This is a genomic window from Enterobacter sp. V87_3, assembly GCF_029967835.1.
GTDB lineage: Bacteria > Pseudomonadota > Gammaproteobacteria > Enterobacterales > Enterobacteriaceae > Enterobacter > Enterobacter cancerogenus.
Window position 1 is genome coordinate 58151 of the sequence record NZ_JASCAM010000024.1, and the last position, 20621, is coordinate 78771.

14 protein-coding genes are annotated in these 20621 nt (G+C 58.5%); 7 read left to right on the forward strand and 7 right to left on the reverse strand.

What is annotated here, in order from left to right; translation table 11 throughout:
- The first annotated feature begins 57 nt into the window (after positions 1-57).
- From nanA to nanQ, 5 genes are all read left to right on the forward strand, one after another.
- A complete protein-coding gene (gene nanA, locus QLG21_RS12915; RefSeq protein ID WP_101736886.1) occupies positions 58-951 on the forward strand; it encodes an N-acetylneuraminate lyase in 894 nt (297 codons plus the stop codon).
- Positions 952-1063: 112 nt separating this feature from the next.
- Positions 1064-2554: an MFS transporter gene (locus QLG21_RS12920; protein WP_006178813.1), complete on the forward strand. Its 1491-nt coding sequence runs from the start codon at positions 1064-1066 to the stop codon at positions 2552-2554.
- Between the two features lie 4 nt (positions 2555-2558).
- A complete protein-coding gene (locus tag QLG21_RS12925) occupies positions 2559-3263 on the forward strand; it encodes an N-acetylmannosamine-6-phosphate 2-epimerase (protein ID WP_101736888.1) in 705 nt (234 codons plus the stop codon).
- Positions 3244-4113: an N-acetylmannosamine kinase gene (locus QLG21_RS12930; RefSeq protein ID WP_282484555.1), complete on the forward strand. Its 870-nt coding sequence runs from the start codon at positions 3244-3246 to the stop codon at positions 4111-4113. Before QLG21_RS12925 ends, QLG21_RS12930 begins: the two co-directional genes overlap by 20 nt.
- A complete protein-coding gene (nanQ, locus tag QLG21_RS12935; RefSeq protein ID WP_282484556.1) occupies positions 4110-4577 on the forward strand; it encodes an N-acetylneuraminate anomerase in 468 nt (155 codons plus the stop codon). The genes QLG21_RS12930 and nanQ overlap by 4 nt, the downstream gene beginning before the upstream one ends.
- 37 nt (positions 4578-4614) lie before the next feature.
- Here nanQ and QLG21_RS12940 read toward each other — a convergent pair whose 3' ends face one another.
- Together QLG21_RS12940 and gltB are read right to left on the reverse strand one after the other, a co-directional pair.
- A complete protein-coding gene (locus QLG21_RS12940) occupies positions 4615-6033 on the reverse strand; it encodes a glutamate synthase small subunit (RefSeq protein ID WP_088208441.1) in 1419 nt (472 codons plus the stop codon).
- A gap of 9 nt (positions 6034-6042) precedes the next feature.
- The gene (gltB, locus tag QLG21_RS12945) at positions 6043-10503 is read right to left on the reverse strand and encodes a glutamate synthase large subunit (protein WP_282484557.1); all 4461 of its coding nucleotides are present in this window, start codon (positions 10501-10503) and stop codon (positions 6043-6045) included.
- A gap of 687 nt (positions 10504-11190) precedes the next feature.
- Between gltB and QLG21_RS12950 the strand changes: the two genes are divergently transcribed.
- Complete coding sequence (locus QLG21_RS12950) at positions 11191-12132, forward strand: TIGR01212 family radical SAM protein (RefSeq protein WP_140418810.1); 942 nt, start codon at positions 11191-11193, stop codon at positions 12130-12132.
- Here QLG21_RS12950 and QLG21_RS12955 read toward each other — a convergent pair.
- Positions 12112-13614: a helicase HerA-like C-terminal domain-containing protein gene (locus QLG21_RS12955; protein ID WP_088208443.1), complete on the reverse strand. Its 1503-nt coding sequence runs from the start codon at positions 13612-13614 to the stop codon at positions 12112-12114. The genes QLG21_RS12950 and QLG21_RS12955 overlap by 21 nt on opposite strands.
- A gap of 137 nt (positions 13615-13751) precedes the next feature.
- On the opposite strand from QLG21_RS12955, the gene QLG21_RS12960 reads away from it, so the two are divergent.
- On the forward strand, positions 13752-15392 hold the full coding sequence (locus QLG21_RS12960; protein ID WP_282484558.1) for a glycerone kinase: 1641 nt from the start codon (positions 13752-13754) through the stop codon (positions 15390-15392).
- Positions 15393-15480: 88 nt separating this feature from the next.
- On the opposite strand, the gene QLG21_RS12965 is transcribed toward QLG21_RS12960, so the two are convergent.
- From QLG21_RS12965 to holC, 4 genes are all read right to left on the reverse strand, one after another.
- Positions 15481-16500 (reverse strand): NAD(P)-dependent alcohol dehydrogenase, encoded by a 1020-nt coding sequence (locus QLG21_RS12965; protein WP_006178803.1) that lies wholly within the window; start codon positions 16498-16500, stop codon positions 15481-15483.
- 83 nt (positions 16501-16583) lie between these two features.
- Positions 16584-17087 carry a GNAT family N-acetyltransferase gene (locus QLG21_RS12970; RefSeq protein ID WP_042322128.1) on the reverse strand — a complete coding sequence of 168 codons (504 nt, stop codon included), beginning with the start codon at positions 17085-17087 and terminating at the stop codon, positions 16584-16586.
- Positions 17088-17208: 121 nt separating this feature from the next.
- Positions 17209-20064, reverse strand: coding sequence for a valine--tRNA ligase (locus tag QLG21_RS12975; RefSeq protein ID WP_282484559.1), 2856 nt, complete (start codon positions 20062-20064; stop codon positions 17209-17211).
- Complete coding sequence (gene holC, locus QLG21_RS12980; RefSeq protein ID WP_282484560.1) at positions 20064-20507, reverse strand: DNA polymerase III subunit chi; 444 nt, start codon at positions 20505-20507, stop codon at positions 20064-20066. The genes QLG21_RS12975 and holC overlap by 1 nt, the downstream gene beginning before the upstream one ends.
- Positions 20508-20621 lie beyond the last annotated feature (114 nt).

Here is a 20621-nt window from a genome sequence, read left to right on the forward strand (position 1 = left end):
GTATAACAGGTATAAAGGTATATCGTTATAACAAACACACGATCGCTCGAGGTAATTATGGCAATGCAACTACGCGGCGTAATGGCCGCACTCCTGACCCCGTTTAACCAGCAGCAAATGCTGGACGAAGAGAGCCTGCGCCGACTGGTGCAGTTCAATATTGCGCAGGGAATCGACGGGCTTTACGTCGGCGGATCAACAGGGGAGGCCTTTGTACAAAGCCTTTCCGAACGCGAACAGGTGATGGCGATCGTAGCGGACGAGGCGAAGGGCAAAATCACCTTGATCGCCCACGTCGGCTGCGTGAGCACAGCGGAAAGCCAGCAGCTCGCAGCCTCTGCGGCGCGCCTTGGCTTTGATGCTGTGTCCGCCGTCACGCCGTTCTACTATCCGTTCAGCTTTGAGGAACATTGCGATCACTACCGTGCAATTATTGATTCTGCGGATGGTTTGCCGATGGTGGTCTATAACATTCCGGCGCTGAGCGGGGTCAAACTGACGCTCGATCAGATCAACACGCTGGTGACTCTCCCGGGCGTGGGGGCGTTGAAGCAAACCTCAGGGGATCTTTTCCAGATGGAGCAGATCCGCCGGGCGCATCCGGATCTGGTGCTCTACAACGGCTACGACGAAATCTTTGCATCCGGTCTGCTGGCAGGGGCTGACGGCGGCATCGGCAGCACCTACAACATCATGGGCTGGCGCTATCAGGCCATTGCCCGGGCGGTACGCGAGGGGGATAACGCCACCGCGCAGCGTCTGCAAAGCGAATGCAACAAGGTCATCGACCTGCTGATCAAGGCCGGCGTCTTCCGCGGCCTGAAAACAGTGCTGCACTATATGGATGTGGTCTCCGTCCCGCTGTGCCGTAAGCCATTTGCGCCGGTAGACGAAAAATTTGTGCCGGCGCTTAAAGCCCTGGCAGAGCAACTGATGGCGGAAAAACGCTAACGCACTGCCGGATGGCGTTTCGTTTATCCGGCCTGTAAAAACGCGATACGTAGGCCGGATAAGGCGCAGCCGCCATCCGGCTCAACGACCGAGAAATCGTCGGGAGAGTCAAATGAGTATGTCTACCCAAAGCATCCCGTGGTATCGCCATCTTAGCCGCCCCCAGTGGCGTGCGTTCTCCGCCGCCTGGCTGGGATATCTGCTTGATGGCTTCGATTTTGTATTAATAGCCTTAGTTCTGACGGAAATAAAAAGTGAATTTGGCCTCACCACGGTGGAAGCGGCAAGCCTGATATCGGCGGCCTTTATTTCACGCTGGTTCGGTGGCCTGCTGCTGGGCGCAATGGGCGATCGCTATGGCCGCAAGCTGGCGATGATCACAAGCATTGTACTCTTCTCCTGCGGCACGCTGGCCTGCGGTTTTGCGCCGGGCTACGTCACCCTGTTTATCGCCCGCATGGTGATCGGTATGGGGATGGCGGGGGAATACGGTTCCAGCGCAACCTACGTGATTGAAAGCTGGCCGACGCAGCTGCGCAACAAGGCAAGCGGTTTTCTGATCTCCGGATTTTCCGTGGGTGCGGTGATAGCCGCTCAGGTCTACAGCCTGGTCGTGCCGGTGTGGGGCTGGCGCGCGCTGTTCTTTATCGGCATTTTGCCTATCGTTTTTGCTCTCTGGCTGCGTAAAAACATACCGGAAGCGGAAGACTGGAAGGCGAAGCACGAAGGTAAAGCGCCAGTACGCACCATGGTCGACATTCTCTATCGCGGCCCATACCGCGTGATTAACATCCTGATGACCGTGTTTGCCGGTACCGCGCTGTGGTTCTGCTTTGCCGGAGAGCTGAATAATGCGGGGCTGGTGGTGATCCTGGGCCTGCTGTGCGCCATCGTGTTCATCAGCTTTATGGTGCAAAGCAGCGGCAAACGCTGGCCTACGGGCGTCACGCTGATGGTGGTGGTGCTGTTTGCTTTTCTCTACTCATGGCCGATTCAGGCGCTGTTGCCCACCTGGCTTAAAACCGAGCTGGGGTATGACCCGTCAACGGTGGCGCGCGTGCTGTTCTTTAGTGGGTTTGGGGCAGCGGTAGGCTGCTGCGTGGGCGGTTTCCTCGGAGACTGGCTGGGCACGCGCAAGGCGTACGTCTACAGCCTGATGGCCTCGCAGCTGCTGATCATCCCCGTCTTTGCGATCGGTGGCGCAAATGTCTGGGTACTGGGCTTGCTACTCTTTTTCCAGCAGATGCTGGGGCAGGGCATTTCCGGGATCTTACCCAAGCTCATTGGCGGCTATTTCGATACAGACCAGCGTGCCGCCGGGCTGGGCTTTACCTACAACGTCGGGGCGCTGGGCGGGGCCATTGCGCCGGTGATTGGCGCCTTGCTGGCGCAAAACATGGAGCTGGGCACGGCATTGGGGTCGCTCTCGTTTGGCCTGACGTTCGTGGTGATCCTGCTCATCGGTCTGGACATGCCCTCACGCGTTCAGCGCTGGGTCCGCCCGGAAGCCCTGCGTACGCACGACGCGATTGACGGTAAACCGCTGAGTGGCGCAGTGCCGTTGGGTGCCGACAAACGCGGCCCGATCAAACATAAAGGATAATGTGATGTCGTTGATTGAAACCCTGAGCCAGAAAATAAACGTCACGGGCGGGCTGATCGTCTCCTGCCAGCCGGTGCCGGGAAGCCCGTTAGACAAGCCTGAGATCGTCGCGGCGATGGCGCTTGCCGCTGAACACGCCGATGCCATTGCCGTTCGCATTGAGGGCCTTGCCAACCTGCGTGCCGCGCGACCGCTGCTCTCAATTCCGGTAATTGGCATCATCAAACGCGATCTCCCCGATTCGCCGGTACGCATCACGCCGTTTCTTGAGGATGTGGACGATCTGGCGCACGCCGGGGCGGATATTATTGCCTTTGACGGCACCGATCGCCTGCGGCCCGCCACTCGAGAGGCGATTGTGGCAAGGATCCACCACCATGGGCGGCTGGCGATGGCCGACTGTTCCTCGCCTGAAGATGGACGCTATTGCCAGCAGCTCGGGGCCGAATTTATCGGCTCGACGCTCTCGGGCTACCTGACGCCGGACACGCCCGACGAGCCTGATCTGGCGCTGGTACGTGCCCTGAGCGAAGCTGGCTGTCGGGTTATCGCCGAAGGACGCTATAACTCCCCGGAACTGGCCGCTCAGGCAATGCAGCATGGGGCGTGGGCGGTAACCGTGGGGTCTGCGATCACCCGGCTGGAGCATATCTGCCAGTGGTTTAACGATGCGATGCGTGAGGTGCGCCATGACAACCCTGGCCATTGATATCGGCGGGACAAAGCTCGCCGCCGCGCGGGTTGAGGGCCGCAGCATTACCGCTCGCCGCGAGTGCGCAACCCCCGCCAGCCAGACGCCGCAGGCGTTGCAGGAGGCGTTACGCACGCTGATCGCGCCGCTAAGGGCGCAGGCCGTGCGGGTGGCGGTAGCCTCCACGGGCATCATCCACGAAGGCGTACTGACCTCCATTAACCCGTCGAATCTGGGCGGGCTGGCGCAGTTTCCGCTGGTGGCGTCTCTCTCTGCAATGACCGATTTGCCCGTGACGGCAATCAACGATGCGCAGGCCGCGGCATGGGCCGAGTTCTGCGCGCTGCCCGACAATGACGATATGGTCTTTCTGACCGTATCAACCGGCGTGGGCGGCGGCGTGGTGCTTAATGGCAAACTCCAGACGGGCCGCGGTGGGCTGGCCGGCCATCTGGGGCACACTCAGGCCGACCCGGCGGGGCCGCTGTGCGGCTGCGGGCGACGCGGCTGCGTCGAGGCCATTGCCTCCGGGCGCGGAATTGCGGCGGCAGCACACGGTGAACTGGCCGGGCTGGATGCAAAAGCGATATTCGCCCGCGCGGCGCAGGGCGATCCTCAGGCCCGTCAGCTGGTGGCGCACTCCGCGCGAACGCTGGCCGCCCTCATTGCAGACGTCAAAGCCGTCACCGACTGTCAGACCGTGGTGGTAGGCGGTAGCGTGGGGCTGGCAGAAGGGTATTTACCGCAGGTTGCCGGATATCTGTCTCAGCAGCCGGGTGTTTATCAGGTCGCGCTTCGGGCGGCGCATTATCGCTACGATGCCGGGCTGTTGGGTGCCGCGCTTGTGGCTCAGGGAGGCACGTTATGATATTGGGCGAGTTACCGTTGCTGGCGTCATCAGGGTTACCCCCACACTTGCAGCACGCCATAACCCTGGCGTTTGCCGCACGGCCGCAGGAGAAAGCGCCCGGCCATTACGCGCTGCAGGGCGAGGAGATCTTTATGAACGTCATGCAGTTTGCCACCCAGTGGCCGGAGCAGAAGCAGGCCGAGCTGCACGAAGCGTATATTGATATCCAGCTGCTGCTGGCGGGTGAAGAACGTATCCTGTTTGGTGTCGCGGGGGCCGCGCGCGAATGCGGGGAATGGCATAGCAGTGAAGATTATCAGCTGTGTAGCCGCATTGAAGGGGAGCAATCGCTGGTACTGCAACCGGGAATGTTTGTGGTCTTTATGCCGGGAGAGTCGCACAAGCCGGGCTGCGCGGTGGCTTCGACGGGGGAGATCAAAAAGGCCGTTGTGAAGGTCCGTGCCAGCCTGTTAACCGCGTAAAAAAAGCCGGATGGCGTGTGCTCATCCGGCTCGTCTTTTACACTTCCAGGTAGTTCAGGATCCCGTCAGCCGCTTTACGACCTTCGGCAATCGCTGTGACCACCAGGTCGGAACCGCGAACGATATCGCCACCGGCGAAGATTTTCGGGTTGCTGGTCTGGAAGGCATTGTCGCTGCCTTCCGGAGCAATCACGCGGCCCTGCGAATCCAGCTCAACGCTGTGCTTCGCCAGCCACTCCATGCTGTGTGGACGGAAGCCGAACGCCATCACCACCGCATCCGCCGGGATCACATGCTCGGAGCCCGCCACGATTTCTGCACGGCGACGGCCTTTCGCATCCGGCGCACCCATCTCGGTACGCGCCATTTTCACGCCGCTCACTCTGCCGTTGGCATTCACTTCCACGCCCAGAGGCTGAATGTTGAACTGGAACTCCACACCCTCTTCACGCGCGTTTTTCACTTCACGCTTAGAGCCGGGCATGTTCTCTTCATCACGGCGATAGGCACAGATAACGTGCGCCGCATTCTGACGAATGGAGGTTCGCACACAGTCCATGGCGGTATCACCGCCGCCCAGAACCACCACGCGTTTGCCTTCCATGCTGACGAACGGCTCGTCGGCCGTTTCGCCGTAACCCATGATCTGCTTCGTATTGGCAATCAGGAACGGCAGCGCATCATACACGCCTGGCGCATCTTCGTTTTCCAGCCCGCCGCGCATGGACTGATACGTCCCTACGCCGAGGAACACGGCATCGTAATCCTTCAGCAGGTCGTCGAGCTGCACGTCGCGGCCCACTTCCACGTTCAGTTTGAACTCAATGCCCATGCCGGTGAAGATTTCGCGGCGGCGGGTCATGACCTCTTTTTCCAGCTTGAAGGCCGGGATGCCGAACGTCAGCAGGCCGCCGATTTCTGGATGACGGTCGAAGACCACCGCTTTGACGCCGTTACGGGTCAACACGTCCGCACAGGCCAGACCCGCCGGGCCTGCACCAATGATGGCTACGCGTTTGTCGGTTTGACGCACGCCGGTCATATCCGGACGCCAGCCCATTTCGAACGCTTTATCGTTGATATAGCGTTCGATGTTACCGATGGTCACCGCACCAAACTCGTCGTTCAGCGTACAGGAGCCTTCACACAGGCGGTCCTGCGGGCAGACGCGGCCACACACTTCCGGCAGGGTGTTGGTCTGGTGAGACAGCTCGGCGGCTTCAAAAATACGTCCTTCGTTGGCGAGCTTCAGCCAGTTTGGGATGTAGTTATGGACCGGGCATTTCCATTCGCAGTAAGGGTTACCGCAGGACAGGCAGCGGTCTGCCTGCGCTTTGGCCTGGCCTTCTGAAAACGGCTCATAGATTTCTACAAATTCAATTTTACGGATCTTCAGCGGTTTCTTTGGCGGATCAACGCGCTGCAGGTCGATAAACTGGTATACGTTCTGGCTCATTGCTACCCCTTACTGCGCCTGCACACGCAGCTCTGCTGCGCTACGACTACGGTGACCCAACAGTGCTTTCACATCGCTGGACTTCGGCTTAACCAGCGCGAATTTCGCAGAGAACGCTGGCCAGTTCGCCAGGATCTCTTCGCCGCGCGAAGAACCGGTATGCTGCACGTGTTCGGTAATCAAACCGCGCAGGTGTTCTTCGTGGATTGCCAGGGTATCAACGTCCAGCACTTCCACCAGTTCCGGGTTCACGCGCTTGCGGAACTCGCCGTCTTCGTCCAGGACGTAAGCAAACCCGCCCGTCATGCCTGCGCCGAAGTTCACGCCGGTTTTACCCATGACGCACACAATCCCGCCCGTCATGTATTCACAGCCGTTATCGCCGATGCCTTCCACCACGGTGATGGCACCGGAGTTACGCACCGCAAAACGCTCACCTGCCCGACCGGCTGCAAACAGACGACCGCCGGTTGCGCCGTACAGACAGGTGTTACCGATGATGCTGGCTTCGTGGCTGCGGAAGGCGGAGCCGACCGGCGGACGTACCGCCAGCAGACCGCCTGCCATGCCTTTGCCGACGTAGTCGTTGGCATCGCCGGTCAAGTACAGCTCAACGCCGCCCGCGTTCCACACGCCAAAGCTCTGACCCGCCGTGCCGCTGAAATGCGCGGTAATCGGATCGGATGCCAGACCCTGGTCGCCGTGCGTTTGCGCGATGTAGCCCGAGAGCGAGGCACCGACGGAACGGTCGGTGTTGCGGATATCAAACCAGAACGTTTTGCTCTGCTTATCATCCACATACGGCTTCGCCTGCTGCAACAGCTGCGCATTCAGCACGCCGTTGTCGAAAGGCGGGTTTTTCTCGGTGCAGTAGACCGCTTTGCCAGGATGCGGCTGCGCGGTTTCAAGCAGTTTGCCCAACGCCAGTTTCTGCTGTTTGGCAGTAAACCCTTCCAGCTCTTTCAGCAGGTCGGTACGGCCAATCAGATCCACCAGACGCTTCACGCCCAGCAGCGCCATCAGCTCGCGGGTCTCGCGGGCGATGAAATCAAAGTAGTTGGTCACTTTGAACGGCAGACCGTGATAGTGATTCTTACGCAGCTTCTCGTCCTGGGTTGCCACACCGGTTGCGCAGTTGTTGAGGTGGCAAATACGCAGGTATTTACAGCCCAGCGCCACCATCGGGCCGGTGCCGAAGCCAAAGCTTTCCGCACCCAGAATCGCTGCCTTGATGATGTCGAGGCCGGTTTTCAGGCCCCCGTCCACCTGCAGGCGGATCTTGTGGCGCAGGCCGTTAGCCACCAGCGCCTGCTGGGTTTCCACCAGGCCCAGCTCCCACGGACAGCCCGCGTATTTCACAGAGGAGAGCGGGCTTGCGCCGGTACCGCCGTCGTAGCCGGCGATGGTGATGAGGTCTGCGTAGGCTTTTGCCACGCCGGTGGCGATGGTGCCGACGCCCGGTTCGGAAACCAGCTTCACGGAGATCATCGCCTTCGGGTTAACCTGTTTCAGGTCGAAAATCAGCTGCGCTAAGTCCTCGATAGAGTAGATATCGTGGTGCGGCGGCGGGGAGATCAGCGTCACGCCCGGCACCGAGTAGCGCAGTTTGGCGATGTACGGCGTGACTTTATCACCCGGCAACTGACCGCCTTCGCCCGGTTTAGCCCCCTGAGCGACTTTAATCTGAATCACGTCGGCGTTGACCAGGTACGCAGGCGTTACGCCAAAGCGACCGGATGCCACCTGCTTGATACGCGACACTTTATTGGTGCCGTAGCGGGCAGGATCTTCGCCGCCTTCGCCGGAGTTCGAGTTGCCGCCGATGCTGTTCATGGCTTCCGCCAGGGCTTCATGGGCTTCCGGGCTGAGCGCGCCGATAGACATCGCCGCGGTATCGAAGCGTTTGAACAGCTCGGTTGCTGGCTCCACGTCGTCGATGCTAACCGCCTCGTCGCCCGGGTTAAGGGCAATAAGATCGCGCAGCGTCGCCGCCGGACGGTTATTCACCAGCTCAGCGTACTGCTGATAATCACGGTATTCACCGCTCTGCACCGCCTGCTGCAGCGTGCGCACAACGTCCGGGTTGTAGGCGTGGTATTCGCCACCGTGAACGTATTTCAGCAGGCCGCCCTGATCCAGCGGCTTACGTGCCAGCCAGGCGCGTTTCGACAGGTTCACCAGATCCTGCTGGAAATCAGCAAAACCGGCTCCGCCGATACGGCTGATCACGCCCTGGAAGCACAGATTCGCCACATCGTCGTGCAGGCCAACCGCTTCAAACAGCTTCGAGCAACGGTAAGAGGCAATGGTCGAGATGCCCATTTTGGACATGATCTTGTACAGGCCTTTGTTGATGCCGTTACGGTAGTTCAGCATCACGGCGCGGTAGTCTTTGTCGATCGCGCGAGTATCCACCAGGCGTGCCAGCGTTTCGTAGGCCAGGTAAGGGTAGATGGCCGTCGCACCAAAGCCTAACAGCACGGCAAAGTGGTGCGGGTCACGGGCGCTTGCGGTTTCAACAATGATGTTGGCGTCGCAGCGCAGGCTCTTATCCACAAGACGCGTCTGGATCGCTCCTACGGCCATCGGCGCAGGCACTGGCAGACGGTTTTTGGCGATGTTGCGGTCGGAGAGCACCAGCAGAACGGTGCCGTTGCGCACCATCTGTTCGGCTTTATCACACAGCGCGTTCACCGTCTCTTCGAGGCTCGTTTCGGTCACGTCGAAAGTGATATCGAGCGTGTCGGCGCGATAGTGCTCCTCTTTCATGGTGGTCAACTGCTTGAAATCGGAGTAGAGCAGGATCGGCGATTTAAAAGTCAGACGGTGGGCCTGGCCTTCGGCTTCGCAGAAGACGTTCATCTCGCGACCGATGCTGGTGGCCAGCGACATGACGTGCGCTTCACGCAGCGGATCGATTGGCGGGTTGGTTACCTGCGCAAACTGCTGGCGGAAGTAGTCGTAAATGATGCGCGGCTGGCTGGAGAGCACGGCAAATGGGGTGTCATCGCCCATTGAGCCGACCGCTTCCTGGCCGTTTTCACCGAGCACGCGGATCACCGAGTCCAGCTCTTCCGCGCTGTAGTTAAACTGTTTCTGGAAGCTCGCGAGGGTGTCGTCGTCCATCTCGCGGCTGCCCACTTCGTCGTCGGACAGGTCTTCGAACGGCACCAGACGGCGGACGTTTTTCTCCATCCATTCTTTGTACGGGTGGCGGCTTTTCAGGTCGTTATCGGTTTCGGCGGAGTGAAGAATACGCCCGCCACGGGTATCGATAACCATCAGCTCGCCCGGGCCAACGCGGCCTTTCTCGACCACTTCGTCAGGCTGGTAATCCCAGATCCCGACTTCAGACGCGCAGGTGATGAGCTTATCTTTGGTGATAACGTAGCGCGCCGGACGCAGGCCGTTACGGTCCAGGTTACAGGCGGCAAAGCGGCCGTCGGACATGACGATGCCCGCCGGGCCGTCCCACGGCTCCATGTGCATGGAGTTAAAGTCAAAGAACGCGCGCAGCTCCGGATCCATATCCGGGTTATTCTGCCAGGCCGGTGGCACGAGCAGACGCATGGCGCGAACGATGTCCATCCCGCCTGCCAGCAGCAGCTCAAGCATGTTATCCATGGAGCTGGAGTCCGAGCCGGTTTCGTTCACGAACGGTGCGGCGTCGTGCAGATCGGGGATCAGCGGCGTCTGGAATTTATAGGTACGGGCGCGCGCCCACTGGCGGTTACCGGTGATGGTGTTGATCTCGCCGTTGTGTGCCAGATAGCGGAACGGTTGAGCCAGCGGCCAGCGTGGAACGGTGTTGGTGGAGAAGCGCTGGTGGAACAGGCAAATGGCCGATTCCAGACGCAGGTCCGCCAGGTCCAGGTAGAAGCGCGGCAGGTCAGCCGGCATACACAGACCTTTATAGATGTTCACCATGTTGGAGAGGCTACAGACGTAGAACTCTTTATCGTCCTGGAGACGTTTTTCAATGCGGCGGCGAGCGATAAACAGACGGCGTTCCATATCACGTGGACGCCAGCCCGCAGGCGCGTTGACAAAAATTTGTTCAATGCGAGGCAGCGAGGAGAGGGCAATTTCACCGAGCACCCCTTCATTGGTTGGCACATCGCGCCAGCCGACAATCGACAGGGTTTCGCGCTGAAGTTCTTCTTCAACGATGCGGCGTGAGGCGGCTGCTTTTTCAGGATCCTGATTCAGGAACAGCATGCCGACAGCGTAGTTTTTGGCTAAACGCCAGCCGCGCTCTTCCGCCACGATACGGAAGAAACGATCCGGTTTTTGCAGCAGCAGACCGCAACCGTCGCCGGTTTTACCATCGGCAAGGATGGCACCACGGTGCTGCATACGGGCCAGTGCGTGAATGGCAGTACGCACTACCTTGTGGCTAGGTTCGCCTTCTATGTGGGCGATCAGGCCGAAACCACAGTTATCCTTCTCAAGGGATTTATCGTACAACATATCAGTGAACCTCCCCAGGCTCGTCGGGCTTCTCTCTGAACGTTACCGTGGCGCACAGGCACAGAAAGAGCATGGCGACGGGGATTGCGTTTCATACGCGCACCTCGCATTCGCCCTCTTTTTCATCCTTTCGCGCAGGTAAACAAGTTTGAGGACTTGCTTCAGAGGGAATCTCAATTACTGCATAAATATGATGAGCAGATTGCTCATCCAGAAAGCTTCCAGCGGATTTCCAACTTATCGGGAATTGGTACACAGGTCAAATGGCAATCTTATTTATACAAAAATGTGCTAAGAGGTAGGTAACTTTCTGTTTAAAAAGATAATTTATCTATTTTTACAACCACGCTTTGCTCCGGGAAGCGCGCAGGGAGTGTGATCTGACTCACTATATGAAAGCGGTATTATCCCCGCAGCGTGCTGAATAGCCGTTTTAAAGCAGAATAATCATCTGGGCTGGGGTGCAAACCCGCATAAAGTCACTGTTTTTACGCGCTGGCGCTATAAATGAAAAAAACCATCAGAACATAAGGAAAAGTAATTACGGTTTGTTTGAATGAAACTGCAGTTATAGTGATTATTTATTCATAGGGGTAAAGGCCGTCCAGAGCGATTGATCCAGGTCATCGCCGACAGAGGCTAAAAATGGCAGGCTTGTCCCCTTTCTCCGGGACGGTCTATCAGATTATGCAGTTACAGAAATTAGTCAATATGTTTGGTGGGGATCTTTCGCAGCGTTACGGGCAAAAGGTTCATAAGCTGACGCTGCACGGCGGTTTTAGCTGCCCGAATCGCGACGGCACCATCGGGCGTGGTGGCTGCACGTTCTGTAACGTGGCCTCGTTTGCCGACGAAGCCCAGCAGCACAAATCCATTGCTGAACAGCTTGCGCATCAGGCAAGCCGGGTAAACCGCGCGAAGCAATATCTGGCCTATTTTCAGGCCTATACCAGCACATGGGCGGAGGTGCAGGTGCTTCGCGGGATGTATCAGCAGGCGGTCAGTCAGGCCAACATTGTGGGGCTGTGTGTGGGCACACGCCCGGATTGCGTCCCGGACGCGGTGCTGGATTTGCTCAGCGAGTATAAAGAACAGGGTTACGAGATCTGGCTTGAGCTGGGGTTGCAGACCGCGCACGATAAAACCCTGCATCGCATCAACCGTGGACACGATTTTGCCTGCTATCAGCGCACCACCCGTCTGGCGCGCGAGCGTGGGCTAAAAGTTTGCTCGCATCTGATTGTCGGCTTGCCGGGGGAAGGGCAGCAGCACGGGCTTGAGACGCTTGAAAAAGTGGTCGAAACCGGCGTCGACGGCATCAAGCTGCATCCACTGCATATTGTGAAAGGCAGCATTATGGCGAAAGCCTGGGAAGCAGGCCGCCTGAACGGTATCGAACTTGAAGACTATACGGTGACCGCCGGGGAGATGATTCGCCATACGCCGCCGGAAATTGTCTACCATCGCATCTCCGCCAGCGCCCGCCGTCCAACGCTGCTGGCACCGCTGTGGTGCGAGAACCGCTGGACGGGGATGGTGGAAATCGACCGCTTCCTGCAGGAGCACGGTGTACAGGGTTCTGCCCTGGGGAGACCGTGGGTTCCCCGCCTACCGACGACGGCCGCCTAACAGGCTTCCCAGCATGCCGCGGATGATCTGATTGGTGACCTGACGCGCTGCGCTTTTCGCCATCGTCTGCACCACGCCGTCGCGCTTGCCGCCGCGCGGCCCGGTGGTACCAAACAGAATGTCCTTCAGGCCGCCCAGGATCCCGTCGTCCACGGCCACGGACTGGCCTTTGGCGGGCGGCGCGCCCTGCGATTCTGCCGTTGCCTGCACCCCTTTTTGCAGCATTTCGAACGCGGACTCCCGATCCACCTCATCTTCGTATTTGCCGTAGAGAGGGGAATGGTTAATCAGGCCGTTACGCTCATCATCGGTGACTGGCCCCATACGCGAGCACGGGGCGATAACCATGGCACGCTCGACCACCGACGGGCTACCCTTCGCGTCCAGGAAGGAAATCAGTGCCTCACCGGTGCCCAGCGCCTGAATAGCCGCTTCGGTATCAAAAGCCGGATTGGCGCGCATGGTTTGCGCGGCGGCTTTGACCGCCTTCTGATCCTTCGGCGTAAAGGCGCGTAAGGCATGCTGTACGCGGTTGCCGAGTTGCCCGAGAACATTGTCCGGGATGTCCGACGGGTTTTGCGAAACAAACCAGACGCCGACGCCTTTTGAACGGATCAGGCGGATCACCTGCTCAATTTTATCCAGCAACACCTGCGGCGCATCGTTGAACAGCAGGTGCGCTTCGTCAAAGAAGAACACCAGCTTCGGTTTATCAAGGTCGCCTGCCTCAGGCAATTGCTCATAAAGTTCAGAGAGCATCCACAGCAGGCTGGCGGCATAGAGCTTCGGCATTTGATAGAGCTTTTCTGAACTCAGTATGTTGATGATGCCTTTGCCCTGACTGTCGGTACGCATCCAGTCTTTAATATCCAGCATCGGCTCACCGAAGAAATGCTCGGCGCCCTGTTGCTCCAGCGTCAGCAAACCGCGCTGGATGGCACCCACCGAGGCGCTGCTGATATTGCCGTACTGGTTCTGGAAGGATTTAGCGTTATCGCCGATATACTGGGTGATGGCGCGCAGATCTTTGAAATCAAGCAGCAGCAGCCCCTGGTCGTCCGCAATACGGAAGATAATATTCAGGACGCCGGTTTGCACCTCGTTAAGATCGAGAAGACGCGCCAGCAGCAACGGACCGAGATCGGAGACGGTGGCGCGCACCGGATGCCCCTTCTCACCGAAAATGTCCCACACCACGACCGGGTTGCTGTGCGGGGTCCAGTCAGTGATGCCAATATTTTTCAGACGTTCGAGCAGCTTTTCTGAAGCCGTCCCTTCCTGAGCCACCCCGGTGAGATCGCCTTTCACATCGGCCATAAATACCGGTACGCCCGCCTCTGAAAGCGACTCTGCCAGCTTCTGCAGGGTAACGGTTTTTCCCGTCCCCGTCGCGCCGGTGATCAAACCGTGTCGGTTGGTCATAGCGGGGAGTAAAAACAGCTCTTTTTCCAGCGTCCGGGCGATTAGCAGCGGTGTACTCATGATCCACATCCTCTCATTTTCATGAGTGGAGTATAGGCAACCCGACGGCAAATTGTCTGCGCAAATTCCTGACTTTGCGGCGCATTATCCAGCGCAGACTATGCTTTTTCATACGGTAAACAAAATTTTGGGAAGCTATGTCCAGATTCTTTTTTAATGACCGCAAACAGCTGGTCAACGACGCTATTGAAGGCATACTGCTTTCGGCTCCGCACGCTAACCTCGTCAAACTGGATATCGATCCGGCTATTCGCATAGTGGCTCGCGGCGACTGGGACAAAAGCCGCGTGGCGGTGATCTCCGGTGGAGGCTCAGGCCATGAACCGGCACACGCCGGGTTTGTCGGCAAGGGGATGTTAACGGCGGCAGTGTGCGGCGACGTGTTTGCTTCGCCGAGCGTGGATGCCGTGCTGAATGCCATTGTGGCGGTGACGGGTGAGCAGGGCTGTTTGCTGATCGTAAAAAACTATACCGGTGACAGGCTGAACTTTGGCCTGGCGGCGGAGAAAGCGAAACGCTACGGGCTGAACGTTGAGATGGTCATTGTGGCGGACGATATCGCCCTGCCGGATAACAAACAGCCGCGCGGCATTGCGGGCACGGTGCTGGTGCATAAAATTGCGGGCTATGCGGCGGAGCAGGGTAAACCGCTGAGTGAAGTCCGGAAGATTGCGCAGCAGGCTTGCGATAACCTCTGGAGCCTGGGTGTGGCGATGCAAACCTGCAACCTGCCGGGCAGCGATGATGATGAAGAGGGGCGCATTAAGCAAGGCCATGTGGAGCTGGGGCTGGGTATTCACGGTGAGCCGGGGGCGACCGTTGTCGACACGCAAAACAGCAAAGCGATTATCGAGACGCTGGTGACGCCGCTTATCGCGAAGGCGGGCGAGGGGCGCTTTGCGGTGCTCATTAACAACCTTGGCGGCGTCTCGGCGCTGGAGATGGCGCAATTAACCAAAGAGCTGGCGCATTCAGCCCTTAAAGAAAGCATCGACTGTCTGATTGGGCCCGCGCCGCTGGTGAGTGCGCTGGATATGAAGGGATTTTCGCTGACGCTGCTCAAGCTCAACGATCTGTTCGAAAAAGCGCTGGATGCCGATGTTGAAACGCTCGGCTGGCAGAAACCGGTGGCGTTTGCGCCAGTGCGTACCGTTGCGCACAGCGCCCTTCACGATCGCGTGGAATATACCCCGTCAGCGAACCCGCAGGTCGGGAAGGCTGTCTCCTCGGTCACGAGCACGCTGATACAACTGGAGAACCACCTCAATGCGCTGGATGCAAAAGTGGGCGACGGTGATACCGGCTCCACCTTTGCGCAGGGCGCCCGGGATATTGCGCAACGTCTGGAAGAGAACACACTTCCGCTGAACGACCTGCCGACCCTGCTCTCGCTGGTGGGCGAGCGCCTTGCCACGGTGATGGGCGGATCGAGCGGCGTATTGATGTCGATATTCTTTACCGCTGCCGGGCAGAAGCTGGATGAAGGCCAGGCATTACCGGAAGCGCTGCTGAGCGGCCTGGGGCAGATGAAGCAGTATGGTGGTGCGGATCTGGGCGATCGCACCCTGATCGACGCGCTGCAACCAGCGCTGGAGGCGCTGCTGAAAGGCGATCTTCAGGCCGCGGCGCAGGCCGCACAGCAGGGCGCGGAGGCAACGGCCAAAATGGCGAAAGCCGGCGCGGGGCGCTCGTCGTATGTTAATCAAGAGAATCTGGATGGCGTGATGGACCCGGGAGCGGTAGCGGTGGCGGAGGTGTTTAAAGCCCTGGCGCAGTAGCGAAAAAGCCCGGTGGCGCGACGCTTACCGGGCCTACAAAACCGGGTGTAGGCCGGGTAGGGCGATGCCGCCACCCGGCCTGTTTACATTAAAAATCCGCTTTCAACACCACGCGGTAGCGGGCTTTGCCGTCGCGCACGTGCTGAATGGCTTCGTTGATTTTCGACATCGGATACAGCTCGGTGGTTGGTGCCACTTTAGTGCGTCCGGCAAACTTCATCAGCTTGCGCAGTTCAAAAGGCGTACCGGTGGCGGAGCCTGAAACGCTGCGATCGCCGCCAATCAGCGTAAACGCCGGGACAGGTAGCGGCTTCATCACCGCGCCAACGGTGTGGAAGTTGCCGCCGTAGGCCAGCGCTTCAAAGTACGGCTGCCAGTCGAGATCGACGTTGACGGTGTTAATGATCAGATCAAACTGGCCCGCCAGCGCGTTCAGCGCCTGCGGATCGCGGCTGTTTACGACTTTATCCGCGCCCATCGCCAGCACTTCTTGCTCTTTTGACGGGTTAGAGCTGAACGCCGTCACTTCGCAGCCCATGGCGTGCAGCAGCTTGATGGCGATATGGCCCAGACCGCCGATACCAATCACGCCCACGCGGCTGGTGGCGGTGATGTGGTGCATCAGCAGCGGTTTAAATACCGTAATACCGCCGCACAGCAGCGGGCCTGCGGATTCGATATCAATGCTGTCCGGCAGCGGGATCACCCATTGCCAGTCGGCGCGCAGTTTATCGGCGAAACCGCCTCTGTTCACGATGGTTGGCACAGCGCCTTCAAGGCAGTTGATCTGGTTGCCGCTGATACAGGCATCACAGTGACCGCAGCTGCGTGCGGTCCAGCCGATGCCAACACGCTGGCCAACCTTCAGCCCTTTATCCTGCGCGGCGGTACCGAGCGCGACCACGCGGCCAATCACTTCGTGACCGGCGACCAGCGGATACTGCGAGAAGCCCCATTCGTTGTCGATCATGGAGAGATCCGAGTGGCAGATCCCGCAATAATCCACCTGTACCTCGACGTCTTCAGCTTTCAGTTCGCCCGCATCGTACTCGTACAGTTCAAGTTCTGCACCCGCCTGCGGTGCGGCGTAGCTTTTTATCTTCGACATCGTGTTTCCCCCGTTATGGTGTGAACTGAGAGTGTAGAGCATTCAGTTTACAGTCGCTTAACAGAAGGCGGCAGGAACGGGAATTACAGACTTTTCAGCATTCTGACTTCGCAATCAACGTGGCCGGTGCAGCCCAGCGGCGCATCGATATGCTCGAAGCCCAGATGTTCATACAGGCCAATGGCCTCTTTGAGGAACGCGGTGGTTTCAAGATAACAGCGGGTGAAGCCTTCTGCGCGGGCGTGTTCAAGTGCAACCAGCGCCAGCTTTTTCGCCAGCCCCTGGCCGCGAATGGTGGGCAGAAAGTACATCTTCTGCAGCTCACAGATATCCGGCTCGCTGCAGGTCAAAGGCGCCACGCCGCCACCGCCCACGACTTTGCCTGCCTGCTCAATGATCCAGTAGGCGTGGCCCGGCTGGCTGTAAAGCTGGAACAGTTCGTCAAGATTGGGGTCGGCTACGGTGTAGCCTTTATCGGCCGTAAGGCCATATTCGGCGGAAACGGTGCGGATAACGGCGGCGATAGCCGGGTTGTCCTGTTCAGTGATACGACGCATCGTCGTCGCGACGGGGGCAATCACGCTCATAGCATTACTCATGACAAAATTGACACACAGGTGCTGTTAATAGCACTGGAGCAAGGGGAGTGCAAGCGAGGAGTTTTCAGGGAGGAAACCCCTTACGCCCTGAAGCGTAAGGGGTAAAGCATTACAGGGCTGCAATAACCGCCTGCTGCTCAATCAGTTTGGACTTCGCATCTGCGAAAGCGACCAGACGCTCACGCTCTTTAGCGATGACCGCTTCCGGCGCGCGGGCGACAAAGCCTTCGTTCGCCAGTTTGCTTTCGATTTTGCCGATTTCCACGTCGACTTTTGCCACTTCCTTCGCCAGACGCGCCAGCTCGGCGTCTTTGTCGATAAGACCCGCCATCGGGATCAGCAGCTCGGCACCGTCGATGATTTTGGTCACGGAAACCGGACCTTTGTCATCGGCAGGCAGCACGGTGATGCTTTCCAGACGCGCCATGGTTTTCAGGAAGGTGCTGTTTTCGTTCACGCGACGAACGGCAGCCTCGCTGCAGCCGCGCAGCAGCAGTTCCAGCGGTTTGCTCGGGGCGATGTTCATTTCTGCACGAACGTTACGTACGGCAACAATCGCCTGCTTCAGCCATTCAGTATCGGCAGCGGCGGCTTCATCAACGCGCTCAGCATCGAATTCCGGGAACGGCTGCAGCATGATGGTGTCGGCATCAATGCCTGCAATCAGCTTCACGCGCTGCCAGATGGTTTCGGTAATGAACGGGATGACCGGATGCGCCAGGCGCAGCAGTCCTTCCAGTACGGTGATCAGCGTGTTGCGCGTGCCGCGCAGCTCGGCTTCGGATCCGCCGTTCATCACCGGCTTCGCCAGCTCCAGATACCAGTCACAGAACTGGTTCCAGGTGAATTCGTACAGGATGCCTGCCGCGATGTCGAAGCGGTAGCTGTCCAGCGCCTCACGGAAGGCTTTCACCGTCTGGTTGAATTCCGCCAGGATCCAGCGGTCAGCCAGCGACAGCGTCATCTCGCCGCCGTTAAAGCCGCAATCCTGATCTTCGGTATTCATCAGCACGAAACGGCTGGCGTTCCACAGCTTGTTACAGAAGTTACGGTAACCTTCCAGACGCTTCATGTCCCAGTTGATGTCGCGGCCGGTAGAGGCCAGCGCCGCCAGGGTGAAACGCAGGGCATCGGTACCGTGAGACTCAATCCCGTTCGGGAACTGTTTCTCGGTGCGCTTGCGGATCTTCTCGGCCAGCTGCGGCTGCATCATGTTGCCGGTACGTTTTTCCAGCAGCTCTTCCAGCGAAATACCGTCGACCATATCCAGCGGGTCGATAACGTTACCCTTGGATTTGGACATCTTCTGGCCTTCGTCATCACGGATGAGGCCGGTCATGTAGACGGTATGGAACGGAACCTGCGGCTTGCCGTTTTCATCTTTGATGAAGTGCATGGTCATCATGATCATGCGGGCGATCCAGAAGAAGATGATGTCGAAGCCGGATACCATCACGCTGGTTGGGTGGAACTGACGCAGCGCGTCGGTATTTTCCGGCCAGCCGAGGGTAGAGAAGGTCCAGAGCGCGGAGGAGAACCAGGTATCCAGCACGTCTTCGTCCTGACGCAGGGCAACGTCAGCGCCCAGGTTGTTTTCCTGACGCACTTCGTCTTCGGTGCGGCCAACGTAGACGTTGCCGTCGTTGTCATACCACGCCGGAATACGGTGGCCCCACCACAGTTGACGGGAGATACACCAGTCCTGAATGTCACGCATCCAGGAGAAGTACATGTTTTCGTACTGCTTCGGCACGAACTGAATGTCGCCATTCTCAACCGCCTCAACGGCCGGTTTCGCCAGCACGTCGGCACGCACGTACCACTGGTCGGTCAGCATAGGTTCGATTACCACGCCGCCACGGTCGCCGTACGGCACGGTCAGATCGTGAGGCTTGATCTCTTCCAGCAGGCCCAGCGCGTCAACGGCAGCGACGATGGCTTTACGCGCGGCAAAACGCTCCAGCTTCTGGAACTCGGCCGGGATATCGCTTGCGTAAACGTCAGACTCTTCGCCTTTCGTGTCAAAGACCTGCGCGCTTTCGCGGATGTCACCGTCGAAGGTCAGGATGTTGATCATCGGCAGGGCGTGACGACGGCCCACTTCGTAGTCGTTGAAGTCGTGCGCCGGGGTGATTTTCACGCAGCCGGTGCCTTTTTCCATGTCGGCGTGTTCGTCGCCCACAATCGGAATACGGCGGTTAACCAGCGGCAGGACCACGAATTTACCGATCAGATCTTTGTAACGTGGATCTTCCGGGTTAACGGCCACGCCGGTATCGCCCAGCAGGGTTTCCGGACGGGTGGTAGCGACCACCAGGTAATCTTTACCGTCTGCGGTTTTTGCGCCGTCGGCCAGTGGATAGCGGATGTGCCACATCGAGCCTTTTGACTCGCGGTTTTCCACTTCCAGGTCAGAGATGGCGGTGCGCAGTTTCGGGTCCCAGTTCACCAGGCGTTTGCCACGGTAAATCAGGTCCTCTTTATACAGACGGACAAACACTTCTTTCACGGCGTTGGAGAGGCCTTCGTCCATGGTGAAGCGCTCGCGCTCCCAGTCCACGGAGTTGCCGAGACGACGCATCTGGCGGGTAATGGTGCCGCCGGATTCTGCCTTCCACTGCCAGATTTTGTCGATGAACGCGTCGCGACCGTAGTCGTGGCGGGTTTTACCTTCTTCAGCGGCAATTTTACGTTCAACCACCATCTGGGTCGCGATACCCGCGTGGTCAGTCCCCGCCTGCCACAGGGTGTTTTTACCCTGCATGCGCTGGTAGCGGATCATGGTGTCCATGATGGTTTGCTGGAAAGCATGACCCATATGCAAACTGCCGGTGACGTTCGGCGGCGGGATCATGATGCAGAAGGACTCTTTGCTTTCATCGCCGTTAGGCTTGAAATAGCCCTGCTGTTCCCAGTGCTCGTAAAGCGGCTGTTCGATATCGCGTGGGTTATATGTCTTTTCCATTATTTCCAGGTTGCCGTATTCAGGTTAAAACCGGCCAGGCGGTACGCTTTATAGCGTTCGCGAGCCAGTTGTTTCAAAGATTCTTCGTGAGGGACAAAGTCTACCACTTCTGTGAAAGCGGTGGCAAAATCTGCAAAGTCTATCCGCAGGCTGATAAGAATATCGCGCGCGCTGCTGTTGCGCTTTTGCGGCCAGGCAATTTCAACCGGCGCACCGCCGCGTGGCCCTTCACCCGATAAGTTGTGCGGGACAAAACTTTCCGGCGGGCGTGCCCACAGCGCTTCATCAAGGCGAATCGCCTGCTGCTCATCTTCACAGGCAATCAACACGCGTTTGCCTTCGCGCCAACGTTCTGCGGCAATGTCACACACCAGTTGTTCTACGGCGCTGAGGCCGTCCTGTTGGGTGGCATTGTCCAGAAGGTAGAACGTTGCATTCTTCATATATGGGGCTTCTTGTCGTGGATTTAAATGCAAAGCCGGGTGGCGCTACGCTTACCCGGCCTACGGTTGAGCGACGTTGTAGGCCGGGTAAGGCGAAGCCGCCACCCGGCGTTT

What these genes read in the sequence shown, in the direction of transcription:
- QLG21_RS12975 (WP_282484559.1), bottom strand. Translation starts at nt 20,064, where the DNA reads ATGGAAAAGACATATAACCCACGCGATATCGAACAGCCGCTTTACGAG.
- QLG21_RS12955 (WP_088208443.1), bottom strand. Translation starts at nt 13,614, where the DNA reads ATGAGTACACCGCTGCTAATCGCCCGGACGCTGGAAAAAGAGCTGTTT.
- QLG21_RS12930 (WP_282484555.1), top strand. Translation starts at nt 3,244, where the DNA reads ATGACAACCCTGGCCATTGATATCGGCGGGACAAAGCTCGCCGCCGCG.
- QLG21_RS12940 (WP_088208441.1), bottom strand. Translation starts at nt 6,033, where the DNA reads ATGAGCCAGAACGTATACCAGTTTATCGACCTGCAGCGCGTTGATCCG.
- nanA (WP_101736886.1), top strand. Translation starts at nt 58, where the DNA reads ATGGCAATGCAACTACGCGGCGTAATGGCCGCACTCCTGACCCCGTTT.
- QLG21_RS12950 (WP_140418810.1), top strand. Translation starts at nt 11,191, where the DNA reads ATGCAGTTACAGAAATTAGTCAATATGTTTGGTGGGGATCTTTCGCAG.
- holC (WP_282484560.1), bottom strand. Translation starts at nt 20,507, where the DNA reads ATGAAGAATGCAACGTTCTACCTTCTGGACAATGCCACCCAACAGGAC.
- QLG21_RS12970 (WP_042322128.1), bottom strand. Translation starts at nt 17,087, where the DNA reads ATGAGCGTGATTGCCCCCGTCGCGACGACGATGCGTCGTATCACTGAA.
- QLG21_RS12960 (WP_282484558.1), top strand. Translation starts at nt 13,752, where the DNA reads ATGTCCAGATTCTTTTTTAATGACCGCAAACAGCTGGTCAACGACGCT.
- QLG21_RS12925 (WP_101736888.1), top strand. Translation starts at nt 2,559, where the DNA reads ATGTCGTTGATTGAAACCCTGAGCCAGAAAATAAACGTCACGGGCGGG.
- QLG21_RS12965 (WP_006178803.1), bottom strand. Translation starts at nt 16,500, where the DNA reads ATGTCGAAGATAAAAAGCTACGCCGCACCGCAGGCGGGTGCAGAACTT.
- nanQ (WP_282484556.1), top strand. Translation starts at nt 4,110, where the DNA reads ATGATATTGGGCGAGTTACCGTTGCTGGCGTCATCAGGGTTACCCCCA.
- QLG21_RS12920 (WP_006178813.1), top strand. Translation starts at nt 1,064, where the DNA reads ATGAGTATGTCTACCCAAAGCATCCCGTGGTATCGCCATCTTAGCCGC.
- gltB (WP_282484557.1), bottom strand. Translation starts at nt 10,503, where the DNA reads ATGTTGTACGATAAATCCCTTGAGAAGGATAACTGTGGTTTCGGCCTG.